We start from the raw sequence: 26,834 nt of genomic DNA on the forward strand, positions 1-26,834 counted from the left end.
GGGTACAGTTTAGCAGCTGGCCGCCCCCAGGGTGAGGACATTCCGCTTGGACCGCTCAAACAGCCGCCGCTCCAGGGACACCAGGGGCAGCGAGGACAAAAAAGCCTGCTCCTCACAGAAGGAACAGGGCTGTATATCCATATCCTGACTGAGCAGCAATTTCTTCATTTCAGCCACCTTCCACTCCAGGTCGTCCACGTTGTCGGCGGTGATGGTAATGAGCAAATTCAGATAGTAGAAGTCCTCATTGTTGCTCAGGCCGTCTTTCAGAAGGTAGCCGCTTCGGATGGCGCTGTCCAGGTCGTCGAAATCGGTGTTGGTGTCGCTGGTTTCTTTGATCTTACTGCGGTTGATGCGCAGCTGCTGGCCCAGCTTCCGGATCATCCGGTCTTTGGGCTGGCGGGAGAGGAACATATCCATGTCGATCCCGTCCCCGGCGTTGACCAGCAGGGACAGCCAGCCGGCGGGCACCTGGGCCTTGTAGCCGTCCGATGGCACCAGCAGGTAGGCGTAGTACACACCGTCAATGCAGATGTATCGCCCGTGGGTCAGGTCGATATTGGACGGGGCGTAGAAGTCATTGGAGGGAATGGTATCCAGGGGCCGCCCGGCCACCATGTACTCGGCCAGCACCTCCTTGACCTTTTGGGGAAAGGGCCGCTCGTTGCTGGCCTGACGGCAGAGGATGCTATAAAGGATCTCACAGGTGGCTTCATCCTCATTCTCATGGCTGATAACCTCGTTGCCGCACTGACGCAGGTAGTTGGCTGCGGTACGGGCGGCGGTCTGGAGAGAGGCGATGGCCTCCGCCTCCTCCTGGCCCCGTTTGGTTCCGGGTAGCGGCTCATGTTCAAATACCAGGAAAAACCGCCGGGTGATAGTCTCACGGGACCCCAGCTGTTGAATCAGCCGCAGATAGTCCTCTTGCAGCTGGTGGCAGCGTTCGTCCGTCTCCTGGGCCAGCTCCCGGCGTACCGTGTCCATGTGCCGGTTGATGTCCGCCCGCTTGGTCAGCACCTTGAACTGTACCTTCACCGGCGCAATTTTCAGATAGCTGATAAAGGAATAAATGATACTGCGCTGTTCCCGGGCGCTGCGGAGCAGAAAGTTGACCGGGACCACCTCGACCAGCTTGACATAGCGGTGATCTCTGGTGTAGATGATGCCGTTGGCGACCTTTTCAATGGGAATGTAGTCGGCCAGTGGATTGATGGGACGCACCACCTCCTCCGGCTCCAGAAATGTTTTGAACTGATCCAGCTTTCGCGCCTTCAAATCCACCTGAAAGCGGCTTTTGCTTTTGGGCTGTGCTTCGGCCTCTTGTTCCTCTGCGGGTCGCTTACTCTGCAACCAGGTAGGGAGCATGGACAGCTCCTTGCCGTCCCACCCCCGCGCCGGAGCGTCCTGGGACAATACTCGGCGGTTTCGCAGATAGCTGAAAAACAGCAGAATGAACGATGACAAACTGCTCCCCCCAACGCCAATCAGGGCCAGGAGGACGAGGGGCAGGGCCGTCAGGCACAGAATGATAATCCGGGCAGTCAGGGAAAATCCCAGGTTGAGGACCGGCAGTCCAACGACGGCGCCCAGAATACCGGCCTCAATGACATTCCGGGTCCTAAACATGCCGCCCAGCAGTGTGCCGCCCTCGATAAAGTTTGGTGGAATCAGATAGCTGTCACGCTGTTCGTGTTCCATAAAAATCTCTCCTCACATTCGGTCTTTCCGCTTTGGCGGGGTAGGCAGCCGCTTGACGATCTCCTTCTGATAGCCGATCTCACCGTCCGGGGCCTTGAACGGGGTCTTGAACGGGGTCTTGACCACCGTATCAACAGCCTGCTGCTTGTACCACGCCGCTCCGTCTGCGGAAAACATCTTTTGATAGCTGCCCTCGGGCTTGGTGTACTGGTCTACATGGTACATGGCAAAGTCGATGCCCTGGGGGTGTTCCGGGGTCACTTCCCGGCCAGTGATGCGTCCGCCGCCGATCTCCACCTGGGAGTAGGACACCTTTTCGGTATCGCCAGAGCCAATAGCGGTGTGGCCCATGTAGGACTGGAGGGACTGGGCGGCCAAATCGCCGGTGATGGAGCCAGTAGAGCGCATATCGCCCCGGGCCACCATACCAATTACGTCATTGGCAAACTGACCGCCAGATTGCAGCGAATTGGAGAAGATTTTGCCGCCCAGGGTCGGCATACGGACGGGGAATATACTGTGGCTGCTCCGATGAGCATTCTCCACGCTGCGGGTGTGATTAACAGTATGGCTTTCACTTGTGCCGCCGCCGTCCTGCTGGGCCGTCTCCGAATGGACCTTCTCACTGGAGCTGTGAACAATCTGCTCGCCGCCGGTCTGGATGACTCCCTCTTGCCGCAGTACGCTGTCGCTCTGTCCCTCGTTATGAACGACACTGGAGGATTGTGTTTCATTACTGGTGAGGACCGCCCCCTCTTGCTGCATAGCGGGGGTGGGCTGAATCGCACTGTCAGAAATTTGGCCCCGGTCCGCCTGAACAGAGGGCGTGTTTTGCCCAATGACAATAACGCCCTCTTGCTGCGACACATGATCGGTTTGGAACCTGCTGTCAGTGTGAGTGCTGCCACCAGATTGTACTGTGCTGTTAGTATGAGCCGCCGCGAAGGACTGTTTCTCACTGGCCGTATGCACAGTGGCTCCAGCCTGTTTCTGAGCGGGATGGACGGCGGAGGTCTGAGTGGTGGCGGTCTTGACTGCGCTGTTGGTAATTTTTCTGCCGGCCATCCCAATGAGACCGCCTTTGAAGAATCCGCCAGCAGAACTGGAGGCCCCGGGTACTCCAGCGGAGCCGGCTGTACCTCTGCCCCTGCCCAGTGTGTGCCCGGCGAACCCCGCCACTGTGGTAATGCCCCGGGTGGCAATCATGGCCTCGGCCAGCATGGAGCTACCGGTCCGGCCCACATTGACGCCCAAAGTCGCCATGAAGCTGTCGATTTTCTGGGATACCTTGAGAAACGCGATTGCGCACAGAAACCAAATCAGTACATTTCCGGTGACAGCTTCCTTGCTGGATGCCGCAACCGCAGCCTCCACCTCACTTTCCTCCAGAGCAAAGACCGGAGTACAGAGCATAAGCGCCATCAGTGCGGTCAGGGTCAGCAGACGAATGATTTTTTGTTTTTTCGTATGATCTCCTCCTGTTAAAGTGATAGCGGGTTGGCCAAAAAGGTCCCTACCATACTGGTAAACAGCCGCAGACACCAGGCATTCATCATCAGCAGGAACACCTGACCGCCGAACATCCTGCACCAGCACTTGAAAATGTTGGATGTGGCCTGAGACGCACCCATGGCAAAAGCCATCGGCGCTGTATAGACCAGGACGCCCAGCAGCACATACCGCTCCGCCGCCTCAAAGAGCAGCTTCAGGTAATTCCAAGCCAGAATCAGCACCAGAATCAGAACAATCAGTGCCACAGCTCCATTGGCGCAGACACCGATGATAGTAAGCATGACCGAGCTGAAGCTGGCAAAATCCAGGCTGGGGAGCGTGGAGGTCAGTATCCAGCTGTAGGGCGTACCGCCGATATCCAACACCATATCCACGATCTGGTCGGAGTAGTAGGCCAGGCCGATGAACAGAATCGCTCGGATGGTCAGCTTAACGGGGTCCTCTGCTTCCGTCCCAATTCCCAAGCCAAAGTTTTTGAACAGATTCCAGACCCATACCAGCAGGATCAGGCCGATGGCTAGAGCTACAAAGACCTCACACATGGTCTCCGCCGCTGGGAAATAGCGCAGGAACACAGCCATGTCACAGCCCAGAGCGCCCAAAACTGATGTGTTTATCAAATCCAGGCCGTACATGACTTGTTCTGCGATCCACTCTACAATGCCGTCTAAAATTCCCATGAGTGTTTACGGTGCGGTCCACTGCCCGCCGGCGAAGAAGGGAGTGATATACGACATGATGAATCCCAGGGAGTTCAGGATGATCCAGGTGATGACGATGCGCTTCAACCACGCCTGGGATTCATCCACCGTCCGGCCGGAGCGGGAGAAGTTCATCATCAGCAGGGCAACAGCCGCCGTGACGATGGCGGCGATGGTGGAGATGGTGAGGATCTGAGTGTAGACGTCCTTCATAATGTCGTTGGCCTTGGTCCAGATCGTTGTGCCAGCCGCCGAGGCGGGCTGGCAGAGCAGTGGGGACAGACTGGTTCCCAAGTAGACCATAAAGGCACTTCGGGCGGGGTTTGGTCGTTTTCTATGTCGGAAAAGGTGCAGGTGTGGTGTTTTGTCTTGATTCAAGGGGAAACCTCCTTTTTAATTGTGTTTCTGCCGAAAAAGAAACAGCACCCAAGTGTTTGGATGCTGTCTCAGTGGCCGCAGAAGGGCAAAGAAAAAGACGCTTCCAGCGTCCTTCTGTGGCCGTTTTCAGTTGTGCTTACAGTTTTGAGCATGATTATTGTAGCATATATGGATTTGCGCTTCAAGGGCAGGGCTGCGCCAATATAGAGCCAATGCTGTGCCAATTACCTATTCAATCTTTTTTCGATTCTAGGGTTCTATTTACAAACAGGCTATGGTATAATTATTTACTAGTTATGAACTCAATACGATTTGGTAGGGGATATTCATGAAGACTAAAAAAAATTCCAGAGAAAATCCATATTTGAAAAGGGCATTCTTGTACCTTCCAATTTCTATTATGTCAATCACGTATGGGATTCTTCATGCACTCAAGATTCATGCTGTACCAATAAAATTGATTATGTGTATAAAATATCCTCTGTTAGCTGTTCCTCTACTACTCGATGCCATTCTTTTTTTGACATTTTATACTCAAACTTTTAGAGGAAGCGAGAAACTCCCTATTCCTCCGATTAAAATGGGAACACAGAATTCTATTGGATATGTTTGTAGTGTTCAAATGCTTGTCCTTATTGCAATATCTAGTTGTTATAGTTTAGCTTATGCTTTAGTAGTGGCCTGCTTTTCTGTTATAACAGTTATTAGTTGTATCTTAATGAATAAGAAAGCAAATAAGTGGGCTAATAAAGAAAATCCTTTAAAGCAGCAGAAAGTAAGGTTGGAATTAATTTGGCCATCTTTGTATATTGTTGCATTAAATATCGTTTGTGGCTACTTTTTGGTTATAAGTGAGTCATCTTCTATAAATCTAGTAGCTGGTATTCCAATTGTTTTACCCATGGGGATAGCAACTTTATATTCTATTACTATGTTTTGGGTGGAGGATTATAAACGCAAAGAGAAAGAAGCATTGCACCCTGCACACCTTGTCTTTTTAATCCTGTTATTTGTCTTCACTTTATTTGGAAATGTTGTAAAAATACCACTTAATAATGGAAATAATGAAGAACCCTTATTGCCATTTCAACATATGGGGCTTGTAGCGTGGGCAGTAGTTATTTCCTCTGTTTTTGCACAGTTTGAGGCATGGGCTGTAGTCGAAAGAAGACGGAATGATAGAATTGAAATAAGACGCTATATTAGATCAGCAAATATTGTAACAGTGGCATTGCTGGTTTTCATACCGATAATATATATTTTCTCTTCGGGGGTAAATATCAGTCCCTTTTACATGATAGGTTTTTGTATCATTGGATGTACTTATCTTGTTATTAGAATTTTTTACTTTAATCATCAAACAGAAGATGACTATGAATATATTCCTAACGAGAAAGTTATAAGAAGAATAAAAATTTTTTTAACTGCGGTATGTACATTTTTACTTGTTGTATTTGAAGTGCTTCCAAACGATAAAGTTGATCAGCTTAAGAATTTTCTTTCTGAAAACATTCCAACGGTATTATATATATTATCTGGTTTTCCTATGGTGGGAATAATATTACAACATGTCATAAAAAAAGAATCTCCTATTAATATATTGAATCTGATGTTTAATCTTTCATATTATGAAACAACGAAAAATCTTTGTAAGCAGGTATTATGTTGGTCATCGTCAGGTGCATTAGTATGTTTTATTGCTACGCTTGTTATTCGTGAATCTATTGGACAGACAGGGGCTCCTTTTCCATATAAACTTTCAGTGGTATGTATGCACTACATATCAGTTACTTTTTTGTGCCTATTGATTATTGCAATTGAGCTTATAAAAAAGATTAACAGTGGAAATAAAACATCCGAGAAAACAGATTCTACAGAACGGCACCTTGATTCAAACGAAAGAGCGACTTCCCAAGATATTAAAGATGTAAAAACAAGGATAACAAAGATATTTGAATTGCTTCATGTCCCTTCAGTTACAATGATTTTCTTACTCATATTTGTACCATCAATTATCAATACATCTAATTTCTTTATGTCACTAGTTAAGCCCATACCCCTGACATTTATAGCAATGGCAGGGTTTGCCTTAAATAATTATATTGATGCAGAAAAGGATTTGATAAATAAGCCAAATCGTGCTATACCTTCTGGGGTCATCTCAAAACATTTTGCAATATCTAGTTGTGTATTACTATACTTGATATCTGCAATAATATTACTCGTATTTAGTCAGAGTACATTTGAAACGGGCATATGTATTATTGCCGGCATTGGAACAATTTTGTATAGTCTTTGCGCTAAACATATAGGTTATGTGAAAACATTAATTACTGGTTTGCTGACCATTACCCCTTTTTTAATTGTTTTTTATTATTATAAACCAAAAGTAAATGAATCTCTATTTCTTTTAGCCATAATACTATCAACGATTGGAAAAGAGCTATTGATGGATGTCCGTGACATATCTGGAGATACCACAGTTGGTCAGTTTACAGTTGCCACTTTGTTAGGAGAACGTGTAACACAGAATTTGAGTATATTTATGAGTAGTTTAGCAGTAGTATTCTACTTACTTTCATATCAATTTATAATATCTATAAGTTTAGGGATTACAAGTATTGCTGTTGGCATTTTAATTATAAGTTATAAAATATGGTTTTCTTGTTCGGACAATAAAACTGAATACGGCATATATCTTCTGTGGGGGGTAATAATTGTATGCAGTTTGCCAATTCTTGTTTAGCAGAACTTAAACCAGGAAATATTGTTCGGGTTCGCCGGATACTATATTGGCATTATGGTATATTTTGTGGAGAAAACAAAATAGTACATTTAACAAGCTATCCCAACCATATTTGGCAAACCGGCGCAGAGGTGAAGATGACTTCAATATATGAATTTTTGAAATCATCCAACAAGATTGAGGTTTTTTGCTACTCAGATACCAAAAGCTATCGTATCGTTAAAAATGCATATGAACGATTGGGGGAACGAAAGTACTCGATTTTTAAATATAATTGCCGGCATTTTGTGCTATCTTGCGCTGAATGATGCGTTAATATTTATTTTTTTGATCGAAGATACTCTATATTTTTTGTGGCTTTTCTAAATTATTATCTAAATATAAATATGATTCTCCCGAAATTCTCCATTTTTCACCAAAATACGAAGTAATTTTAATGAATTTACCGCTACAGGAGGTAGTGTCAAGAGTTTTTCGCACTTTAAGTTTGCAGACTCTGGAAGAAAGAAGTCAGCCGGCGATAGAGACGTTTTCCAGGGTGGCCTCTAAGTGCTTCATATTCATGTACTTCTTGTTGCCCCACTGCGTACCGGCCACATGGCGCAGCCTGGCACAGACAAGCATGAGGGCAGAGTTGCCATCTGGGAAACAGCCCACCACACGGGTGCGACGGCGTATTTCCCTGTTGAGCCGTTCTATGACATTGTTGGTACGGATGCGGGTTCAGTGTTCGCTGGGAAAATCGCAGTAGGTGAGCGTCTCTTCAATGCCATCTTCTACTTTCTTGGCAGCCGCCTTCAATTTCATGGAACGCAGTTCCTTCACAACTGCTTTTACTTTCTCCCGTGCGGCCTTTTTGCTCTCCTGAGTATGGATCGCCTTGAGCATCTTGGCAACCAGTTTCACCTTGGAGCGAGGGACTACGGAGAACACATTGCGGTAAAAGTGGACGATACAGCGCTGGTATTTGGCCTCCGGGAACACTTCTCCCACAGCCTCCAGCATACCAAGGCACTTGTCCCCAACCACCAGCTTGACCCCGTCCAGGCCGCGGCCACGCAGCCACTGGAAGAAACCGACCCAGCTGTCCTTGTCCTCTTTCATTCCCTCGGCGGCGCCCAAAACTTCACGGTATCCGTCCTCGTTTACCGCAATCGCCACCAGTATTGCCACATTTTCATACTCTCCGCCCCAGTTCCGCCGCAGATAGATCCCGTCCACATAGACGTAGGGATATCTGCCGCCCTGCAAGGGCCGGTTCCGCCAATCCTCGATATGGACGTAGGCTTTCTTGTTCAGCTCACTGATGGTGGCTGGTGACACCTTGCTGCCCCACAGAGCCTCGGTAATGTCCTCCACTCGCCGCACCGACACCCCAGCCAGGTACATCTCTATGAGCGCTTCCTCCACACTGCTTTCCCGACGGCGGTACCGCTCGATGATGGCTGTCTCAAAAGAAATTCCCTTGAGTTTGGGCACCTTCAGGGTAACATCCCCGGAAGTTGTGGTGAGATTGCGGCTGTAATGGCCGCTACGGTAGCCCTGCCGCTGCTCATTGCGCTCGTACCGCGCCGCCTGGGTCAGCTTCTCTGCTTCCACTTCCAGCAGTTCGTTGAGCGTTTCTTCCACGCTGTCTCGCACAAGTTCCTTGATCTGACCCTTGATTACTTCTTCATTTAGCTGTACAATCTTCTCGGACATGGTTTGCAGTCTCCTTTCAGAATGGTGTGTCGCTACTTCATTCTACCAGAGGGCTGCAAACTGTGTCTCTTTTCCTTTTTGCGAAACTTATGATACCTTATCGGTCACCCTGGCAAAGGGCTTTCTTGTGCTCGGAGATTTGACGCTTACCATGAAATTATAGAGAAAACAGATTATCATCTTGAATTGAATCTAAAATAGCTGTATAATGTCGAAGAATTTGCTTAGCTTCTTAAAACCACGACCCTAAATTTTGATAAATTTTGTACTGTAGGGAGGTTACAATGGTGGAAAAGGGATACACGAAGCCAGCAAAAGTTGCTCGATGGCTATTGTATGGAGTTGTTCTTTCCTGCATCCCATTTCTGGTGGCTGCTGGATATGAATGGTATATAGGATATGATTTTAATTTGTTTAAAGTTGATTATGTACCAGGGTTTGTGACAATTACCTTTTCTGTGGCTGCCAATGCCTGCGGATATGCAACAGACGAGGAGCGGATATTCTCCTCGGCTTGGAAAAAGGTGTTTAGTATTATCTCCTTGGTATCTCTTGGTATATGTTTACTGTTTTATTCTTGGCTACTTAGCTCTGAGGAAACCACGATTGCAGGTAATGAGAACTACACTGAAGATACTATTATTACAGAGGTGGTCGAGGAAAAAAGTTTGGGAAGAGCAGATATTAGAGCGGACAGGTCGATTGTTATAGCAAAGATTACAGCCGTTGCACTTGTTGGAAATATCATTATGGGTGTGGTCCTCGAATGCGGAGCAAAGGACAGACAAAGCTCTAATGTACAGCAATAATTTAAAGAGGGTAGTATGATGTTTAAAACATCCAAAAGAAACATATTTGTTGTTATTGCCTGTTTTGTAGTGTTCCTCGCCATTTTCTTTTATAGCGCAGAGAGTACCAGGCGTGATTTACTAACAAAATACGAAATCGGAAAATCCATGGTGGACAATGGTGATTATCAAAATGGGATAAATATCTTAATAAGATTAGGTGACTATCAAGACAACCTGTTATATATTGAAAAAGCAAGAAATAGAATCGAGTATGACCAAGCGGTATCTATGTTTTCGGAACGGAAATATGAGGAAGCCAGAATTATTTTTGAAAGATTAGAAGATAAAGATATTGCGAACATAACAAATCAAGAAGAGACACCAGAATCTTATGTTAGTGAAATCAACAAACTAATTAATTCGCAAAAAGAAAAAGAGCAAAAATATAGTGATGCAGTTGAATGCTTTGACTCAGGAAATTACAAAACAGCCTACAGTCTTTTAATATCAATCAATGGATATAGTGAAGAAGTTGACGCTATGCTAGAAAAGTGCATAGAATATATTAAACGCTTATCTCTTTCAAAGACTATTTCGGCTGGGGTTCGTTTCTCGGCCGGAGTAACAGAAGATAGTAAGATTGAGTTTGCAGGGATTGATCCAGGATATAAAGAAGTTTTATTAGAGTGGGATAATATTATATCTATTTCTGCAAAAGGGCATTTTATTATTGGTCTAAAAAAAGACGGCAGTGTTGTGACTACAGGTCGAATAGGGAACTATCGTATTGATACAAGCGATTGGAGAGATATTATTGAAGTGGCTGCTGGAGAATTATATATTATTGGATTGAAGAATGATGGAACTCTTACTGCACAAGGACACAATGGAGACAAACAAATAGATATTGATGAATGGACTAATATCGTATCTGTCGCTGCAGGGCCAAGGCATACCGTTGGCCTAGACAAAGATGGCAATATTTATATTACAGGGTATGGAAGTGGCAACCAACTGAAAAATATTGCAGACCATAAAGATGAATGGACTAATATTATTGCAATTGCTGCTGGTGGTAGATCGCAGAGTTACACTGCTGCATTGAAAAAGGACGGAACGGTAGTTGTGGCCTATCAAAACGGCTTGCACAGATTTAGCGTAAATGACTGGACTGATATTATTGCAATTGCTGCTGGAGATTCACATATAGTTGGGTTAAAATCTAATGGACATGTTGTTTTAGCAACGCTTGATTCAAAAGAGAGTGAAGAAATCGACGGTTGGGAAGATATCGTTGCAATTGATGCTGGGTTCGGGTTTACTCTAGGACTTACAGAAAAAGGCGAAGTTGAAGCAATTGGAAATGAGTGGCAGGGCCAAATTGATGTTGACGACTGGAGAAAAATTGCCAGAAGAGAAGAATGGAATTTTGTTTTAGATGATTCGTTTAACTTCATTTTGGGTAAATAAATTCATCAAAGCTTCGTAAGCGTCAAATCATCCAGCCGCAAATAGAGCCGCAGCGCTGAAGCGAATCATCGCTACAGTTCAAAAGAATTATGTAGTTGCGCAAAACTCAGGCGCATTAGCCGGGAGAGCGGCACGGCCAGCCTGTTGCGGTACGATTCAGTGTTGGAACGGTTTCCAAAACCCAGGTCAGATAGCGGAAGGACTTTAGCCCCGATTCTTTGGTTGTCTCAATTAGGCTGTAAATCACCGCGCTGGCCTGGACGTCCAGCGGAGTGTTGGCAAACAGGAAGTTCTTGCGGCTAATCACAAAGGGCTTGATGCTGCGCTCCACCTGGTTCCAGCCGTCTGTCTTCCAGATACCGCAGGAGATAAGGCCATTGCTCTTTGAGGTAGTGCAAGGCTTTGCCCAGCACGGACTTGGGTGCGGCGGAGACAGAATCCGCCTACGCCAAAAGCACGTCTAAAATCGGCTTTTCCTCTTTCAGACGCTGTTTTCTCCGCTTTTCTGGAGAGAACTCTTTGAACTGCTCCTCCCAGGCGAACAGCTTATTGCTATATTTCAGTCCGGTGAGCGCTGCCGTGCCCTCCCGATTGTCGGTGCCTCGTCGAACTTCCTCCGGGCGTGGGCCCAATAGCCAGCCACCCAGATATTCCCCGGCAACTTATGATAGCCTTGGTAGCCGTCCGTGTGGAGATACCCGGAAAAGCCGTCCAGAAACTTTGCCGCGTGTTCCGCCTTCCGGCTGGGCTGGTACTCATAGAGCGCGATGGGCGATTCACCATCCCGGCCCGTCCGGTACAGCCACATATAGCTTGGTCTGGGTCCTCTTTCCCGGTTTGTGGAGTACCTGGGAGTGGTCTCACCGGCGTGAAGCACCCCACGTTTCACCAACTGCCGGTGTAACTCTTCATAGACCGGCAACAGATAATCCTCCGTTGCCCGCAGCACCCAGTTAGACATGGTCTGCCGGGATAGTTTCAGCCCCTACCGCGCCTATTCCTGCTCTTGCCGGTACAGCGGGCTGGCCATTACGAATTTCTGCATTGTGATGTGAGCAACGGCCTCCGGTGAGGCGAAACTACCAGGGATCACAGACGGCTCCTTCGGCGTTTTCATGATGGGCGTTGAGATATAATTTTTTCGCAGTTTTCGCAGGCGTAGGTGTAGTATACGTCGTAGCTCAAAATGGCTTTGGCTGGAATCAGTTTCAATGTCTCCCGCACCTCTGTCCCGATTTCCTGCATCAGCTCTCCGCACTGCGGGCACACCCGCTCCTCCTTCGAAAGCCGGTGCTCCACAACCTCCACCGGGATGTTGTCCAGCACTATTTCCTTCACGCTGCCGGACTGCTTCCGGGTGTGGCCTGCCACTTGGGTGGTCTTTTGCGGCCCCGGCGGGGCAGTATACGCTTCCGCCTCGTTGAACAGCAGGCTCAGCTGACCATACAACTGCCCTTTGCTCTGCTTACTGGATGCGCTAAACTGTTTCTTCTTCAACAGGCACAACTGCTCCATCAGTCACTCGTTCTGGCCCTTCAGCTCCTCATATTCCGCACGGGAAATCGTAATCGTTTCCACGGCGTTTGTCTCATTTCTCTGCTCTTTCATGGCTTCAATTATACTATGAAGCCCCGAAAAATACTAGTTTTCCCCACGATTTTGCAAGACGATGTTTAGCCCAGACACTATCTTGTGCGCTTTCGGCTACTCTACGCTCAGCCCCTCCATCAGCCACCGGTACTGCTGCGCTGTGGGCTACCGCGCCTCCTCACCGTTCCTCAGCCACTGGAAGCTGTCGCTCTCCAGCCGCTTGTACAGCAGCACAAAACCGTCTCTCATCCAGTACAGCCCTTTGATCCGATCCTTTCGTCGTCCGTAGAACAGAAACAGTGCGTTTTGGAACGGATCCAACTGGAACTGTGTCTGCACCAGCTCAGCCAGACCATTGATTCCACGCCGCAAATCCGTGTACCCATAGGCCAGGCATACCGGACACCTGCATTTGAAATCGCTTAGCATGACTTTAGGGCCCGAATGATTGCCCGGATCGTTTCTGTGCCTGCTCCGACGTGGATGTCCACCCACAGCTCTCCACATTGGATACTCGCCGCCGTTTCCGCTGCTGCGGGCCTTACAGAAACACCTGCGAAGCAAACCTCGTTCTCTGATAACGCGGCTTGGAACACCTTCCTCTGCCAGCTATAGTATGTGGATATCGGGATCCCATGCGCCCCGCACCATTCGCTCACTCGCTGTCCGATCTTCCGGTATGCTTCCACTTGCCGACTCCACGCTGCCAGATGCCCCCGATAATTTACCCCTTGCAGGCCCCGCCCCATTGCGTCTCCCTCCCCCAAAAATCTATCCCGCTACAATACAAGCAGTGCCATGTACTATTCGAGAGTACATGGCACCTTATTGGACTCTATTATATTTTCTCGCATCCCGTATTCTTGTGCAAGACACCAAGAGATTTGACGCTTGCGGAAAGGGCATCAAAACATCATGGGTATAGATTTTCCCTCAATTGTTCTCTATTTTATAGATAGAGATCGGTTGATTGCCTCCAACCGCGCATCGAGCTCTCTTATTTTGCGATATGCTACATGGTTTAAATTTCTGAGTTTTATCGATTGTGTCAAAGTATTGATAAATAGCCTTTTTATCAGGATTTGTAGCCTCTACGAGCCAGAGATTTTCATGTAATTTTTTTAACACACATCAGCAAGTACAAATGCATTACAATTCAAATACTTTTCACAATACTCTTCCGGTTTAAAAGCCAAAGTCTCATCGAATAAAGCTTGTTGAAAAAACTATTTAAATTGTTTCAAAATGCACTCCTCAAAGTCTCTAGCACTTTCACAGAGTTTCGTTATCTTATTCCAGCGTTCACATACTATAGGTGCAAATCGTTGAAATATAACTGGTCGCTTTTTTCCTCCAGCAATCCGTATGTCGTGATAACTCTTTCCGTGCGCAATAATTTTCTCCCAAGGACTCTCTACAAACTCTACATTTTTCAGTCCATCATAAGCAGCAACAATCCACGTTTCCAAGCTATCACACGGGATAGCGACACAAACATCATCTGATTGATTTAGCAGAGAATTGATAAGCCCTTTCAAATGTGAAATATACCCTGTAACTGGCGCCCCGTGCTCCTGGCAAGGCAGTACAATAGGACAAGAGTTTATATCACACATCAATGGATTACTGATTCCTCTAAAATCACACTTGATAGAATCACACTTACAATGGACAGGTTTCTCCTTTCTGGATACATCGCCATCCAACTGCACTACCAAAAAATCCAATACAGGTTGCGCGTCTTTCATATATTGCGCCAGTATTTCAGAATGGTTTTGACACCATTTCCAAACGCCTTTCCAGCCGTTTCCATATTGGCCACAAACATTTTGTTCTGGCTGTATGCGCCTATACTCGTTTTTTTCACCGGTTATTGTATCAATAACACTTCGCAAAATTACAAAATCGGTTGGCCCTTCACATACAATTCCTACTGTTTTCATAGAAGAGGAGGTACACCTCCAAGTCGGCCATTGATCCACAGCCTAGACAGCGGTTGGTCTTCTTTAATCAATTCCTGTGAAATCTTGATTCTTGTAATCTGCGCATAACCATCCAAATTTCGGTCTATTGCAAACAGTCGAATATCGTCATTATTCAAATCCAAACCATCTAAAACAAAAGGATTGTGTGTGGTTAAAAAGACACACTTTTGTTTTTGGATAATCTGCTCACAAAATGTCGCAGTCAATTTTCTTGCCAACCTTGGATTCAACGCATGATCGAAACTGTCTATAGCAAAAATATTAGGCCCCTGTGGGTGCATAGCTAAAGCCAGCATAAACAGAACGTATAATGCACCTTCACTAGCATCATACGCAGTAAATTTTGCGCTGTTTCTCATATATCGGTCAGTAAACTCAATAATCTGCCGAGTAGTTGGAATGTTAGCATTAATGCTACTCTTTTTGGGGGCATTTACTGTTATTTCTGAGGCCCAATCAATTAAATCCAAGACATCTTCAATATACATATCCCCAAAGAATATATCTTCATCTTCTGTCCGGATAAGATCACTGATTGCCTCCGCCAAGCGACCACCGTTCAGTCCAATCGGAGTCATTTGGTTTGGGTCAGCTACTGTTCCACGTAAAGTCATAGTGTTGGGTTGAAATATTCCATAAGCTGAGAGCGCAACCGCCATTTCCCGCCCCAATGATAATTTTTCATCGTTATCAACCAAAAATCCTCCGATGGCAGAATTTCTTGACTTGGAAGATGCATTGCTCCGTCCCCACTTTTTCTCTCCATTATGGAAAAACGCCTCGGAATGGTATTTCCACAACTCTGAATCCGTAGGAGAAGTCAAGTGTACATCATAGCGGAATAAATCTTGTATCACTTCGCTCTCCCAGCCTAAAGACAGATATATTGTTGGTTTCTGCCTGCTTATATTTTTAAAATTTGATTTATACAGCGAGGGAACACTAAGTCGAACACCTCTGCGTTGTAAGGCGGTTGAGTCCACCCGATCTGTCATCGCTGCACTCAGCAGACCAATGGCTTCCAGAAGTGTAGATTTTCCTGCCCCGTTTGCACCCACGAATACATTCACCCGTCCAGGTTCAAAAGACACGTCATACAGAGATTTGAAATTTCCAAAACTGATTTTCTTTAGTTTCATATCATCACCTCTCGCCTATTATAGCACAAGAGGCAAATTAAATATACTTCTTTTTTTGTTTTTTGCCATACCTAAATTACTCTGTTTGCGTTGCAGGGAAAAATAATTCCATCACCTCCAGATTGTCCTGAGATGTATAGCCCCAAAGGATGGAACTCAACACCGCCACAGCCTCTTTTCTGCGGCGATAGTAAGTACGGAAACTGATATCCTGCATATGTGGCCGAAGCTGTTCTATGATTTCTGCCGTATTTCGGAACTGCTGAGGTGACAGATAAGTGTAATATAGCAACCAATAAAAAATCTCCCCATTCTTATGGCGGGTACGAAGCAGTTCTACCGCATTTCCCACCAATGTGAGCATTTTGTGGCTGCGCGCAATGCAGCGGGCATGGTTTTCAATCTGAGTGCCGCCCAAGTCCGCACCGGCCATGTAGATGGAATCCAGAAAATCATCAATGCTGATTCCATACTCGACCTGAAACTGGTTTTTGATCTGCTGGACAGACAACTCCAGGCTCCACACCACATCCCGGTACTTTTTCAACAGTTTCCATGTGTCGTGGTAGCGGGAATCTTCCTGAACGCTACTTTTATCGGTTTTCTTTTTCATTGTCAGTCCCTCCTTATCGGCTCTGTGGAAAACTCGAAGATATAAACTGGTTTTTTCTCGTTACAGAAAATTTCCATGCGATAACCGATCCGCTGTCGTCCTGCTGTCTCCTCTCTTACACCCTTGCAGTCGTCGGATAAAGGATATAACATATAGTCGAACTTGCAGCACTTAGCGCATTGAATCCCTTGCAGCGCAAGAAGTTCAAGGACTTTTCGGGCAAGGAACTCGCTGTTCGGTTTTGAAACGATAATTTTCTCGTTTGGAACGCATGAAATAGAATCGAGCTCTTTTTCTGGTACAGACATCTGGATGTTGAATGACATAGCCGCTTCATCCTTGTCCACCAGGACATTTGAGATTTGAAACATAGTGGACAAATAATCTCGGAGGTATATGGCAGTTCCGTGGCGGCCCGGAAATGTAAACAGGTCGATGTATTCCAACTGAGCAAATTTTTTCAGGACACGGCCTACGGTAGACTTTGATAGACCCCATCGCAGGGCAAGCTCAGAATAGGACACCAGAGGATTGCCGGTCCCGTTGCGGAAATAGGCCACTGGCCCATCGAAGGAACCTTGAACCTGGTCATCGTGGTAGACTGCGGATATCCACAAATCCAGAAGTATGTCCATCTCAGAGCATTTCCCCCAGCTGACCAATTCCTTGGCCGTATTGACAGGAAGAAAGAAAAAACCGGTATCCTTTTGACAGGGGCAGTTGTAGTCCAGCACTGTGTTATGACGTCTCCAGTCTGTGATTTTATATTTGACCAGCTGGCCTCGCCCCAGCAGGCTGTACTGGAGCAGGCGGGCATCCTGAAGGGTATCCAGCATATTTAAGGTCTGACGGCGGAAACGGAAACGCAGTTGTTTACTCAGTTCGCTGACCCGGCAAACCCATTCACCCGGATAAATCGTATAGCTGATACCATCCAGCCGACGGTATGAGGTACGGAAATTAGCGTAGGAACAGAGAACGGTATAACAAAAAAGACCGGAGTATCCATTGGTTCGGATGCTCCGGTCTACGATCAGGGTTTGAACAAATTCGCGGTAGATGCGGCAGCGTGGGTAGTCCACAAGCTGCTTGATTTCAAGTTGGTATTCTGGCATAGGTAACTCCTTAAAAACAAAAAAAGAGGGGCCATATTGCGCAAAATGCGCAATATGGCCCCAGAATTTGATATGATTACATCCCGAGCTATAATTCTTTTAGCGTGATGGTTTTGCTAAAACCCTTGCTAAACGATGACCAGAACGCTAAAAGATCTTGATTGCTGTTTAATGCGCTTGGTGCAGATGTGATACTTGAAAAACGTGCATTTGAAGCGGTAAAACGACTGTTGTGCATACCTGTGCAGTGTAGCGGATGCCTTGGTAAGGATGAGGTCCCCAGTTCAAATCTGGGTAGCAGCTCCACTCAAACCCGTTGTCCCGCAAGGGATAGCGGGTTTTGCTTTTACCTAGAGGAGAAGCTTCCCGGCAGGAAACCCATACAGAAACCCATACCGATAGTTTTTTAGATACTAGCTTGCATTACGCCTGACCAGCTTTTTTCAGAGCATCTCTGAAAATTTGGCTGGCTCGCCTCATGCTTTCTTGGTCCGCGTGAGTGTACATTCGGAGAGTGACAGCCTTGTCGCTATGCCCTAGCTTTTCGGATACACTAGCCACATCGGCTCCGTTGGTAATTGCGATGCTGGCAAACGTGTGACGGAGCTTATGGGGATGAAGTCCGGGCACATCATATTTTTGGCAAACTTCTGCATATATCTGGCCGGGGACTGAAGGTGCATCGGTTCCGGGCTGTCCTGCTGAGTAAAGACATAGGTGCTGATGGCGTGGCTCATTTGCTCCAGCCTGAGTTGCTGGAGCAGCCCCATGATCTCCGGGTCAACATCTATGATTCTTACCTTGCCACTCTTGGGCGTGTCCAGGTAAATGCCCTTTTGAGGCGTGTAGCAGAGGTTCCCTCGAATAGTGATTGTGTCAGCCTTGAAGTCGATATCTTTCCACTGGAGCCCGCAACACTCGCCCCGGCGGATGCCGGTGTCGATGAGCAAGCGCATCAAAACATGCCATTTCAGCGGCTCATTCTCCAGAGCGACAAAGATACGCTGAACTTCTTCAGTCGTGCATGATTCCACGTCCTTGTCTTTAATCTCGCCCTTGCGAGGCTTAGGATGCTCTGCTTTATCCATGGGATTAGCAAGAATCACATCAGCCATGTACGCCATCTTGAATAGGCTGTGCAGGATGGTGTAGACCTTGACGCAGGTGGCGTGGGCCTTGCCCTGGGACTGCATAGAGAGCAGCAGGGCGGAGATGTTGGCCGGGGTAATGTCGGGCATTTTCAGATTGCCCAGGGCTGGATAGATCCAATGGTTAAGGTTGCCTTGGTAGGCACAGCGGCCATTCTCGCTCATGGTGACGCTCTTGGCAGGCATAAACACCGTCTCGCCGTACTGACGCAACGTCTGAACCTTTGTGGCTTCCCGCTTCTGCCGAAGGCCGCTTTCTTTTTGCTCCGCCTGGCTGACAACTTCACCCTCATGGCAGCGGCGCTCAAATTCTGCAGCAGGGATGTAAAAACGGCACGATTCCGCACATCAAAAGCGGCGGTGTGTACTACATCAACGTCCGGGCACTCGTGGAACAGTTGGGCAAACGAGAGCAGTCCGACTGAACACCGGCAAAGACTACTGCACTGCGCAGAGAAAGGAGGTGGATGCCTGTGGACAACAAAGCGACGAACAAACTGCGGCGGGAATACCCCAACTTTACACCGCTGAAAGTAGCTTCGGAACTGTTGGGGGTCTCGCCCCGTCAGTTGTCCAAGCTGGTGGCGGAGGGCCGGAAGCCGTTCTGCCTGCTGGGCGCCAACATCGGGACCCGGCAGTGGTACATTCGTATTTATACGGAACGGCTGATTGCGTATCTTAACGGCAACTCGCTGGAGGACTAAGCGAAGGTTTTAGTAATTGAGGGGGGTGATTGTTTTCCGTGAAAGCAGTCACAAAATTGGGCGGCAAGCCAACAGCTTTGAGAAAAGCCGCTGGCCTGACCGCCCAATCTTTCTATTTGGAGGAGACAGATGAGACTACATGAAAACCAATTAAAGCTGATCTGCCATTTGGCACGATTTAATCTGTTGGATTATGCCAGTTGTCTGCATATGTTAGATACCGAAGGGACCGGAGACCTGGTGGCCCTGTCCTATGCGTTTCGGCCACTGACGAAAAACAAGTACCTCACCAAACGTAAGGACGGCAGCGTGTCGATTTTAGCAAAAGGCCGGGCCCTGTTCCTTGATGTTAAGCCGCTAATCTCAGTAGGCGGTGGAGAGCAGTCTATCCAGCGAGTGATGGAGGTCTCTCGCATGGCTGTGCTGATGGAGGAACACGGCATCCCTGCCGTCGGGAAAGTACCAGAGTCAGCGGAGCCAGTATTTATCCCGTCGGCCTGTTGGCGAAGCATCGCACCAGGTATCTTGTCCACCACGTGTTTTACCGGGATGCTGCTGGCAGGAAAAGAAAAGTTAGCTGTCTATGACATTGGGAACGGGAGTATGGAGTGGCAGGTGCGGGCGGAGGGATCATTGTTCTATACAAAGTACGGTAGTTATGAAACAAAGGCCAGTGGAATGATTTTGATGTGTCAGGACGGCAAGCGAAATAAGACAGCAAAAAATATCATCCGTCAGACCATGTGGAGCCGCCGGCGGCTTCTTTCGGATGTTTGTCTGGAGCGAAATAAACCAACCTGCTGGTCCCGTTCTCCTATTAAGCTGCGGGCGCAATATGAGCACGTCTATTTGACTACCCCAAAATGGTTTGGCATGGATATCAAGGCCATATTGTCCTCGGAGAAAGAAGTACAAAGCCGAAGTAAAAATGGAACAGGACTGCACGACCCGGCCCAGGGCGACTACGAAAAGTGGCCCTACCGCGTTTTTGTTAACCCAGGTTCGGTATGCGGTTTGCTACCGGAAGCAGGACAGGCTGATTCTGCGAATGTACCCGGATGTGATAGAATTGGAGGGGACACAGTTTTATGAATATTTGTCTGAAGAAAACGATAACGCAGATCGAGCAGTGCCTACCGGATAACGGTATAGCAAACGTAGACCAACTCCGCAAAATGTACGACCTGACACTGCGACTGCAAAGCCAACTGCTGTCGGTCATTTATGATATGGAAACCTTTGGCGGAACCACAAAGCGGATCGCAAACGCACACAGCAGTGGGGAAAGCGATGCTCCATACCGCGATTGCGGAAGCGGCCCAGCAAAAACCTCTCCCCTATTTTAACAAGGCGATGGTGGAAATTGAGATTATCACCCCCAGAGGAAACAACAATGCCAGACTGTGGGACACCTCCAACCGAGCGATTCAAGTGATACTCAATAATCTGAAAGGCATCTTTTTTGAGGACGACAACATGGAGCATATGGCCTTTTCGGTGGTTGGATGGTGGGGCGAAAAAGGTGCCACGATTATCCGTATTTCGGAGCTTAACAAATTACAGCAAATCAGAGACATCACATGAAAGCCGATTTTTGGACGAAACTATGAGTTATGAAAAATGTCATAGTGAACAAAGCGGAGTGAGAAATGTGTGTCGGTTTTAGACTTCAATCCATTGTGATGCGCTGTAAATTGCACACAAAATCAGCTATGGTGAAACCAGGCTAGAGAGGGGTTCTGCGAGGAGTGTCTGCCTGGACAGACGCGACGAGCAGAACAGGAAAAGGAGCGGAAAGAGGTCTTGCGTCGGTATCGACGCAAACCTCTTTCCGCTCCCACAGTTTTATCGTTGTGTGCAGGCTTTCACTTACTCTTGGCAACAAATATTTTGCTCAATTTCGGCCTCGATTATGGCAACAAGTTCACTGGGGCGTATGTCTAGTGCATTTGTAATCCAAAGAGTTTTAAAATTCACTTACTTGGCCCCATGTTCAATCGTCATCAAATGTATGCGGATAATTCCCGCAAGACCGCTCAAAATATCTTGAGATACGTCCCTCCAGACTGTTCAGGCTGGCAACTTTTTAAAAAAGTGAGGAGTGCTACGTTTCTTTCCGGAGATAGGCTAACTGGGGTATTTTCTCTTGGGCGGGGGAGGCCTGTCCTTGGACTTTTACTGCCATGAGCGAAGTCAGAATTGTTACCAGAGAGGTAGGGGTGGTCATGGAATTGTAGTATACAAGGCCAGAAGTTTGGCACAGCAAAAGAATATCAGCATAACAGGCAGGAGGAGCTGTCGGTTTATCAGTAATACAGATAATTCGACTGCTCAGCTGTTCCTTTACGCTGTGGGCCACCTCGCCGATGATAGGAGAGTAGTTGGGGAAGGAGAACACCACAAACACATCCTCGGGACCAGCGTTGGCCAGTCGGTTGGGCAAGAGGTTCAGATTGTCAAAGGACACCTTTTTAGCGTCCAGACACAAAAAATCCAATCGGGATAAAAACAGATCAATGACAGGGAGGCTTAGTCCTTTGCCGACTAAATAGACCCTCCTGGCTTTGCACAAAAGTTCGGCTGCCTGGATTAAGCTCTCCTTACCCAAACATGTAAAGGTATCTGACATCAGATTCATCTCATGCGCCATTACCTGCTGGAGGAAGTCTTCCTCAGGGCGGGCTTGGTAATCCGCCAAGTCACTTTTAACCACATGCCTAGGAGAAATGACCCCTTGAATATAATACTGAAATCCCTTTTTAAAATCGCTAAAACTTGAATAACCCAGTTTTTTGCAGAAGTTAACGACGGTGACCGACGTTACCCCTGCCTCTTGACTGAGCTGAGTCAGGGATAAAAAACAGACTCCATCTCCAGTTTTCAGAACAAAATCAGCGATTTTGCGCTGGGTATTGCTTAATTGCTCATAGATTTCCCGTATCCGTTCCATCGGATTCTTCATTCCGTCCATGTTCTCCTTTCAGATATGTCCTGTGTATCCGTAAGTCATAGTTATACGGATACTGTACTTTATATTTGACGCTTGTTAAGTGACATTTTAGCGCCAAAATAATAAAAATTCAAGGCTTTTTGACTGCCCATTTGTCCTTCAAAGGATGTACCCAAATAATTTTATATGATTTTATATAAAATTTTAAAAAAATTATATTTTATTATTTACTTTTTCCGAGACCTATGATATCATTTAGTCAGTAGCCCCAAAAAAGTAAAGGAGGAAACCCAAAATGAAGCGATTCGCCCAATTCGTGTCTCTGGTGCTCTGCACAACCATGCTGCTGTCCGCCTGTGGCGGAAAGCCCGGAAATCCTAGCACCTCGGGTATAGCCAGTACGCCCGGCACCTCTTCAGCCACTCCCGGTACCTCCTCTAAAAACGAGCTGAAAGTTGCCATCCGGGCCGAGCCCTCCACCCTGGACCCCCACAATTCCACCGCCCTGGCTAATTTTGCTGTGCAGCGTGTGGTCTATGATACATTGGTGGTTCAGGACAGGAACGGTGAGATCGTCCCCGGTCTGGCTGAATCCTGGGAGGTCATTGACGAGCTGACCATCCGATTCCACCTGCGCTCGGGCGTCAAGTTCTCTAACGGCGCTGAGCTGACTGCTGAGGATGTGCTCTTCTCCCTCCAGCGGGCTACCACAGAAAAGGGTAGCGCATCCATGTTCTCCTCTTTTGATGCGGAGAATTCTGAGGTCATCGACCCGCTGACCATTGATATTCGAGTCAAGCAGCCTTTCGCCGCCATTTACAACTATCTGGCTTCCGCCCGGGGCGATATTATCTGCAAGAGCGCGTTGGAGGAGATGGGGGCAGAGGCCTATGGCCGTTCCCCTGTGGGAACCGGCCCCTTTGTGCTCACCGAGTGGAAGACGGGGGACAGTCTTGTGCTCACCCGCAACGAGAACTACTGGGGCAGCAAGCCCGCCTATGAGAAGCTGACCGTCCGTGTGATTACCGAGGCGGCCAACCGGAGCATTGAGCTGGAGACCGGTGGCGTGGACATTATCTATGATGTGGCCGCCAATGATGTGGAGCGGCTGGAGTCCAATGATAAGGTCAAGGTGGTCTCTGGGCCGGGCTACAAGTTCTCCTATATTACAATGAATATGTCCATGGCTCCCTTTGACGACATCCGTGTGCGTGAGGCCCTGATCCTGGCCTTGGATATGCCCACCATTGTCAATGTAGCCTATGGAAACAGCGCTACCGTGGCCGACTCCCTCATGGCCCCCACCGTCTTTGGTTATTCCAAAATCGGGCCCTATGAGTATAATCCCGAGCGGGCAAAGCAACTGCTGGCGGAGGCCGGCTATGCCAATGGCCTACAGGTAACTGTGATGCTCAATGAGGACCGGAACTTCATCGACGTGATGGAAGTGGCTCAGAATATGTGGCGTGACGTGGGCGTTGAGACCGATATTCAGATTATGGATCAGGCCACCCTGCTGTCCAAAGCCGCCAATGGCGAGGTGCCTATGGGTGTGACCAACTCCACTCCCACCACCGGCGACCCGGACCATGCGCTGATGATCTGGCCTACCAGCTACAAGAGCTTCCTGCGCAACAGCAATACCAAAATTGACGAGTACCTGGAAGCTGGTAAAGCCGCATATGACACCACGGAGCGCGCGGCGATCTATAAAGAGGCCATGGAATATATGTGGCAGCAGTACAACCTGATTCCCATCTGCTTTACCAATGCGGTGTATGCCACCGGGGTAGATGTGGAGAACTTTGTGTGCCACCCCGGCAACACGCCCAATCTGGCTGAGGTTACCTTTGCCCCCTGATTTCTGAAAGAACAAATGCAAAGCCAGGTGGATGCCAGCGGCATCCACCTGGCAGAATAGCGAGGGATTTGAGGAATGGAACAAAAAAAACGCCTGGTATTGGGAGAAATGGTCTGGCCGGAAGTGGAACGGGAGATGGCGAACATCAAAGTGGCGGTCATCCCTGTGGGCTCCTGTGAGCAGCACGGTCCCAACACCACCTTTACTACCGACAGTGAGCGGGCATATGAATTTTGTAAGCTGCTTGGAGACCGGGTGGGAAACAAAATTCTGATCGCCCCCCCTGTTACATACGGCATCAGCACCCATCATATGCCTTTTCCCACTACACTTACTCTGCGGATCGATACCATGATCCAGATGCTGTGTGACATTGCAGAGGCGTTTTCCCGCCATGGCATTAAAAAGGTCCTGTTTGTCAACGGTCACGGCGGAAACCGTCCGGTGCTCAATTCTGTGGTGGTCAAGCTGCAGTATGAATACGGAATTGACGCATATTGGTCGGCTATGGGGACCAACCTGGCCCGGAAGACGCTCAGTGAACATCTGGACCTTCCTCCCGTTATCGGCCACGCCTGTGAGGTGGAGACCTCTCAGTGTATGTATCTGTGTCCATGGGTGGTCCATGAGGACCGCCAGCCAGGACAGCTGCATACAAACAGTATGTACTACCGCAAGGTGCTCTGCGACGGCAGCACGGCATGGAACTGGAAGAAAGATGCCTCGGAAAACGGCGCGCTGGGCGACGCTACCCGCTCTACCCGCGAAATTGGGGAGGAGATGACCAACATCGCCCTGGATTATTTTGAAAAGCTGCTGGACGAAATTATCGCCCGATAGTACTAAAGAGAGGAGGTTGGTGGTGTGTATCGGTACATAATCAAACGTATTCTTATGATGATCCCTGTCCTGCTGGGTGTCACCTTTGTGATTTTTTCCATGATGTATATCTCTGAGGGCGACCCGGCCCGCATGATTCTGGGCGAAGGCGCACAGGAGTCCGAAGTGGAAGCCCTGCGGGAGGAGTTGGGCTTGAACGATCCATTCCTGACGCGATATGTGAACTATATCAAAGGGATTGTGACCAAGGGAGACCTGGGTACCTCCTATGTCACTGGCCGTTCTGTGAGTGAAGAGATTTTTGACCGCTGGCCCACCACAATGCTGTTGGCTGTACTCAGCGTGCTGCTGGCCACAGCCATCGGCATCCCGGCAGGTATTATCTCGGCCACCAAACAGTACTCCATCTTTGACAATCTGGCTATGGTTCTGGCCCTGGTGGGGGTATCCATGCCCAACTTCTGGCAGGGATTGGTGCTGATTCTGGTTTTCTCGGTCTATCTGAATATCCTGCCCCCCTCCGGCTTCTACGGACCGATCTACTGGATTCTCCCGGCCGTTACCATCGGCACCAGTACCGCGGCCACCATCACCCGTATGACCCGTTCTTCCATGCTGGATGTGATCCATCAGGACTATATTCGCACCGCCCGGGCCAAGGGCCTCTCTGAACGTGTCACGATCACCCGCCACGCCCTGAAAAATGCCCTTATCCCGATTATTACCACCGTCGGCCTGCAGTTTGGCCGCGGGTTGGGCGGCGCCATTCTGACCGAGTCCATCTTCTCCATCCCCGGTCTGGGCAAGCTGATGGTGGACTCCATCAAGGCCCGCAATTACCCCGTGGTCCAGGGGGGCGTCCTGTTTATCGCCATCGCGTTCAGCATCATCAATCTGGTAGTGGACATCCTGTACGCCTTTGCCGACCCGCGCATCAAATCTCAGTATCAGAGCCAGAGCCGGAAAAAGAAGCGCTCCACCACTCAGGAAAAGGCAGGTGAAGCAGCATGACAGAATTGAGTATGCAGAAAAGACGCAGCAGCAGACGCAGGGAATTCTGGCTCCGGCTGTGCCGGAATAAGGCCGCTCTGATTGGTATGGTGATTTTGAGCGTCCTGATTATCACGGCAGTCTTCGCGCCGATTATTGCGCCTTACCACTATGATGAGCAGAACTATCAGATCACAAACCAGCTGCCCTCCCTGGCCCATCCCCTGGGTACTGACAACTGCGGCCGGGATATTCTCAGCCGGCTGATCTACGGTTCCCGGGTCTCCCTTCAAATCGGCTTTATCGCGGTGGGAATCGGCGCCGCGGTGGGGGGACTGCTGGGCGCGGTGGCCGCTTTCTACGGCAAGGCGGTGGACAATATCATAATGCGATGTATTGATATTGTCCTGGCCATCCCCAGCACTCTTCTGGCCATCTCCATTTCCGCAGCGCTGGGGCCGGGACTGACCAACGCCATGATTGCCATCGGCATTGGCAGCGCCCCCAACTACGCCCGTATTGTCCGGGCCTCGGTGCTCACCGTGAAGGAGCAGGAGTTTGTAGAGGCCGCCCGGTGTGTGGGCGCCAGTGACGCCTATATCATCCTGCGGGAAATTCTTCCCAACGCCCTCTCCCCCATTATTGTACAGGCCACATTGGGGGTAGCTTCGGCAATTCTGAGCGCCGCTGCGCTGAGCTTCATCGGGCTGGGTATTCAGCCGCCCTCTCCAGAGTGGGGAGCCATGCTGTCCGCCGGGCGGGTCTATATCCGCGATTTCTGGCCCATTGTCACCTTCCCCGGTGTGGCCATCATGATCACCATTTTTGCGCTGAACCTCTTTGGGGACGGCCTGCGGGATGTGCTGGACCCCAAACTGAGACGCTGAGAGCAGGAGGCATCT

General features: G+C 48.5%; 25 protein-coding genes and 1 pseudogene. 11 read left to right on the forward strand and 15 right to left on the reverse strand.

All coding sequences use genetic code 11. The features are described 5' to 3' along the window. Positions 1-9 precede the first annotated feature (9 nt). From D1641_RS19080 to D1641_RS02590, 4 genes are all read right to left on the reverse strand, one after another. On the reverse strand, positions 10-1,698 hold the full coding sequence (locus D1641_RS19080) for a hypothetical protein (protein WP_201757211.1): 1,689 nt from the start codon (positions 1,696-1,698) through the stop codon (positions 10-12). A gap of 12 nt (positions 1,699-1,710) precedes the next feature. Beyond that, positions 1,711-3,072 carry a hypothetical protein gene (locus D1641_RS02580; protein ID WP_160662842.1) on the reverse strand — a complete coding sequence of 454 codons (1,362 nt, stop codon included), beginning with the start codon at positions 3,070-3,072 and terminating at the stop codon, positions 1,711-1,713. A 107-nt stretch (positions 3,073-3,179) separates the two neighbouring features. Continuing rightward, positions 3,180-3,890: a hypothetical protein gene (locus D1641_RS02585; protein ID WP_160662843.1), complete on the reverse strand. Its 711-nt coding sequence runs from the start codon at positions 3,888-3,890 to the stop codon at positions 3,180-3,182. Between the two features lie 6 nt (positions 3,891-3,896). Further along, entirely contained in the window at positions 3,897-4,214 is a 318-nt protein-coding gene (locus D1641_RS02590) for a hypothetical protein (RefSeq protein ID WP_201757212.1), read from the reverse strand. Between the two features lie 33 nt (positions 4,215-4,247). On the opposite strand from D1641_RS02590, the gene D1641_RS19085 reads away from it, so the two are divergent. After that, positions 4,248-4,496, forward strand: a complete 249-nt coding sequence (locus D1641_RS19085; protein WP_201757213.1) for a hypothetical protein — start codon at positions 4,248-4,250, stop codon at positions 4,494-4,496. Between the two features lie 121 nt (positions 4,497-4,617). Continuing rightward, complete coding sequence (locus tag D1641_RS02595; RefSeq protein WP_160662845.1) at positions 4,618-7,035, forward strand: UbiA family prenyltransferase; 2,418 nt, start codon at positions 4,618-4,620, stop codon at positions 7,033-7,035. Positions 7,036-7,545: 510 nt separating this feature from the next. On the opposite strand, the pseudogene D1641_RS02605 reads toward D1641_RS02595, so the two are convergent. Further along, positions 7,546-8,736 (reverse strand): annotated as a pseudogene (locus D1641_RS02605) (IS256 family transposase). Between the two features lie 284 nt (positions 8,737-9,020). Here D1641_RS02605 and D1641_RS02610 point away from each other — a divergent pair. Both D1641_RS02610 and D1641_RS02615 read left to right on the forward strand, forming a co-directional pair. After that, positions 9,021-9,545, forward strand: a complete 525-nt coding sequence (locus tag D1641_RS02610) for a hypothetical protein (protein ID WP_160662847.1) — start codon at positions 9,021-9,023, stop codon at positions 9,543-9,545. Between the two features lie 15 nt (positions 9,546-9,560). Further along, on the forward strand, positions 9,561-10,997 hold the full coding sequence (locus D1641_RS02615; protein WP_160662848.1) for a hypothetical protein: 1,437 nt from the start codon (positions 9,561-9,563) through the stop codon (positions 10,995-10,997). 115 nt (positions 10,998-11,112) lie between these two features. Here D1641_RS02615 and D1641_RS19090 read toward each other — a convergent pair whose 3' ends face one another. The 9 genes from D1641_RS19090 to D1641_RS02665 form a co-directional block, all read right to left on the reverse strand. Then, the gene (locus D1641_RS19090) at positions 11,113-11,328 is read right to left on the reverse strand and encodes a hypothetical protein (RefSeq protein WP_201757218.1); all 216 of its coding nucleotides are present in this window, start codon (positions 11,326-11,328) and stop codon (positions 11,113-11,115) included. Between the two features lie 228 nt (positions 11,329-11,556). Next, positions 11,557-11,979, reverse strand: a complete 423-nt coding sequence (locus D1641_RS02625) for a transposase (protein WP_279285644.1) — start codon at positions 11,977-11,979, stop codon at positions 11,557-11,559. Positions 11,980-12,110: 131 nt separating this feature from the next. Next, entirely contained in the window at positions 12,111-12,512 is a 402-nt protein-coding gene (locus tag D1641_RS02630; RefSeq protein ID WP_160662851.1) for an IS66 family transposase zinc-finger binding domain-containing protein, read from the reverse strand. 240 nt (positions 12,513-12,752) lie between these two features. After that, positions 12,753-13,094, reverse strand: coding sequence for an IS66 family insertion sequence element accessory protein TnpB (tnpB, locus tag D1641_RS02635; RefSeq protein WP_347707375.1), 342 nt, complete (start codon positions 13,092-13,094; stop codon positions 12,753-12,755). A gap of 719 nt (positions 13,095-13,813) precedes the next feature. After that, a complete protein-coding gene (locus D1641_RS02640; protein ID WP_160662853.1) occupies positions 13,814-14,530 on the reverse strand; it encodes a hypothetical protein in 717 nt (238 codons plus the stop codon). After that, positions 14,527-15,711 (reverse strand): ATP-binding protein, encoded by a 1,185-nt coding sequence (locus D1641_RS02645; protein ID WP_160662854.1) that lies wholly within the window; start codon positions 15,709-15,711, stop codon positions 14,527-14,529. Before D1641_RS02645 ends, D1641_RS02640 begins: the two co-directional genes overlap by 4 nt. Before the next feature lie 76 nt (positions 15,712-15,787). Next, on the reverse strand, positions 15,788-16,324 hold the full coding sequence (locus D1641_RS02650; protein ID WP_160662855.1) for a hypothetical protein: 537 nt from the start codon (positions 16,322-16,324) through the stop codon (positions 15,788-15,790). A 2-nt stretch (positions 16,325-16,326) separates the two neighbouring features. Continuing rightward, entirely contained in the window at positions 16,327-17,439 is a 1,113-nt protein-coding gene (locus tag D1641_RS02655; RefSeq protein ID WP_201757214.1) for a helix-turn-helix domain-containing protein, read from the reverse strand. Positions 17,440-17,975: 536 nt separating this feature from the next. After that, positions 17,976-18,773, reverse strand: a complete 798-nt coding sequence (locus D1641_RS02665) for a tyrosine-type recombinase/integrase (protein WP_347707369.1) — start codon at positions 18,771-18,773, stop codon at positions 17,976-17,978. Between the two features lie 287 nt (positions 18,774-19,060). On the opposite strand from D1641_RS02665, the gene D1641_RS02670 reads away from it, so the two are divergent. The 3 genes from D1641_RS02670 to D1641_RS02680 all read left to right on the forward strand — a co-directional run bounded on the left by D1641_RS02670 (position 19,061) and on the right by D1641_RS02680 (position 20,875). Beyond that, positions 19,061-19,291 (forward strand): hypothetical protein, encoded by a 231-nt coding sequence (locus D1641_RS02670; RefSeq protein ID WP_160662857.1) that lies wholly within the window; start codon positions 19,061-19,063, stop codon positions 19,289-19,291. 129 nt (positions 19,292-19,420) lie between these two features. Continuing rightward, positions 19,421-20,383 (forward strand): hypothetical protein, encoded by a 963-nt coding sequence (locus D1641_RS02675; protein WP_160662858.1) that lies wholly within the window; start codon positions 19,421-19,423, stop codon positions 20,381-20,383. A gap of 147 nt (positions 20,384-20,530) precedes the next feature. After that, on the forward strand, positions 20,531-20,875 hold the full coding sequence (locus D1641_RS02680; protein WP_160662859.1) for a hypothetical protein: 345 nt from the start codon (positions 20,531-20,533) through the stop codon (positions 20,873-20,875). A 520-nt stretch (positions 20,876-21,395) separates the two neighbouring features. On the opposite strand, the gene D1641_RS02685 is transcribed toward D1641_RS02680, so the two are convergent. Beyond that, on the reverse strand, positions 21,396-22,262 hold the full coding sequence (locus D1641_RS02685) for a MurR/RpiR family transcriptional regulator (RefSeq protein WP_160662860.1): 867 nt from the start codon (positions 22,260-22,262) through the stop codon (positions 21,396-21,398). Between the two features lie 274 nt (positions 22,263-22,536). Here D1641_RS02685 and D1641_RS02690 point away from each other — a divergent pair, with 274 nt between their 5' ends. The 4 genes from D1641_RS02690 to D1641_RS02705 all read left to right on the forward strand — a co-directional run bounded on the left by D1641_RS02690 (position 22,537) and on the right by D1641_RS02705 (position 26,819). Beyond that, positions 22,537-24,102 (forward strand): ABC transporter substrate-binding protein, encoded by a 1,566-nt coding sequence (locus tag D1641_RS02690; protein WP_160662861.1) that lies wholly within the window; start codon positions 22,537-22,539, stop codon positions 24,100-24,102. A gap of 75 nt (positions 24,103-24,177) precedes the next feature. After that, positions 24,178-24,942, forward strand: a complete 765-nt coding sequence (locus D1641_RS02695; RefSeq protein ID WP_160662862.1) for a creatininase family protein — start codon at positions 24,178-24,180, stop codon at positions 24,940-24,942. Between the two features lie 24 nt (positions 24,943-24,966). Then, positions 24,967-25,953 carry an ABC transporter permease gene (locus tag D1641_RS02700; protein WP_160662863.1) on the forward strand — a complete coding sequence of 329 codons (987 nt, stop codon included), beginning with the start codon at positions 24,967-24,969 and terminating at the stop codon, positions 25,951-25,953. Then, complete coding sequence (locus tag D1641_RS02705) at positions 25,950-26,819, forward strand: ABC transporter permease (RefSeq protein ID WP_243149233.1); 870 nt, start codon at positions 25,950-25,952, stop codon at positions 26,817-26,819. The genes D1641_RS02700 and D1641_RS02705 overlap by 4 nt, the downstream gene beginning before the upstream one ends. Positions 26,820-26,834 lie beyond the last annotated feature (15 nt).

Origin of the sequence: Colidextribacter sp. OB.20, assembly GCF_009911595.1 — a bacterium.
GTDB lineage: Bacteria > Bacillota > Clostridia > Oscillospirales > Oscillospiraceae > Lawsonibacter.

Bases quoted from the DNA above. Each gene is read 5' to 3' on its own strand.
- D1641_RS19080 (WP_201757211.1), bottom strand. From the start codon at position 1,698: ATGGAACACGAACAGCGTGACAGCTATCTGATTCCACCAAACTTTATC.
- D1641_RS02585 (WP_160662843.1), bottom strand. From the start codon at position 3,890: ATGGGAATTTTAGACGGCATTGTAGAGTGGATCGCAGAACAAGTCATG.
- D1641_RS02590 (WP_201757212.1), bottom strand. From the start codon at position 4,214: ATGGTCTACTTGGGAACCAGTCTGTCCCCACTGCTCTGCCAGCCCGCC.
- D1641_RS19085 (WP_201757213.1), top strand. From the start codon at position 4,248: ATGTCGGAAAAGGTGCAGGTGTGGTGTTTTGTCTTGATTCAAGGGGAA.
- D1641_RS02595 (WP_160662845.1), top strand. From the start codon at position 4,618: ATGAAGACTAAAAAAAATTCCAGAGAAAATCCATATTTGAAAAGGGCA.
- D1641_RS02610 (WP_160662847.1), top strand. From the start codon at position 9,021: ATGGTGGAAAAGGGATACACGAAGCCAGCAAAAGTTGCTCGATGGCTA.
- D1641_RS02615 (WP_160662848.1), top strand. From the start codon at position 9,561: ATGATGTTTAAAACATCCAAAAGAAACATATTTGTTGTTATTGCCTGT.
- D1641_RS02630 (WP_160662851.1), bottom strand. From the start codon at position 12,512: ATGGAGCAGTTGTGCCTGTTGAAGAAGAAACAGTTTAGCGCATCCAGT.
- tnpB (WP_347707375.1), bottom strand. From the start codon at position 13,094: ATGTGGAGAGCTGTGGGTGGACATCCACGTCGGAGCAGGCACAGAAAC.
- D1641_RS02640 (WP_160662853.1), bottom strand. From the start codon at position 14,530: ATGAAAACAGTAGGAATTGTATGTGAAGGGCCAACCGATTTTGTAATT.
- D1641_RS02645 (WP_160662854.1), bottom strand. From the start codon at position 15,711: ATGAAACTAAAGAAAATCAGTTTTGGAAATTTCAAATCTCTGTATGAC.
- D1641_RS02650 (WP_160662855.1), bottom strand. From the start codon at position 16,324: ATGAAAAAGAAAACCGATAAAAGTAGCGTTCAGGAAGATTCCCGCTAC.
- D1641_RS02655 (WP_201757214.1), bottom strand. From the start codon at position 17,439: ATGCCAGAATACCAACTTGAAATCAAGCAGCTTGTGGACTACCCACGC.
- D1641_RS02665 (WP_347707369.1), bottom strand. From the start codon at position 18,773: ATGCCTGCCAAGAGCGTCACCATGAGCGAGAATGGCCGCTGTGCCTAC.
- D1641_RS02675 (WP_160662858.1), top strand. From the start codon at position 19,421: ATGAGACTACATGAAAACCAATTAAAGCTGATCTGCCATTTGGCACGA.
- D1641_RS02685 (WP_160662860.1), bottom strand. From the start codon at position 22,262: ATGGACGGAATGAAGAATCCGATGGAACGGATACGGGAAATCTATGAG.
- D1641_RS02690 (WP_160662861.1), top strand. From the start codon at position 22,537: ATGAAGCGATTCGCCCAATTCGTGTCTCTGGTGCTCTGCACAACCATG.
- D1641_RS02695 (WP_160662862.1), top strand. From the start codon at position 24,178: ATGGAACAAAAAAAACGCCTGGTATTGGGAGAAATGGTCTGGCCGGAA.
- D1641_RS02705 (WP_243149233.1), top strand. From the start codon at position 25,950: ATGACAGAATTGAGTATGCAGAAAAGACGCAGCAGCAGACGCAGGGAA.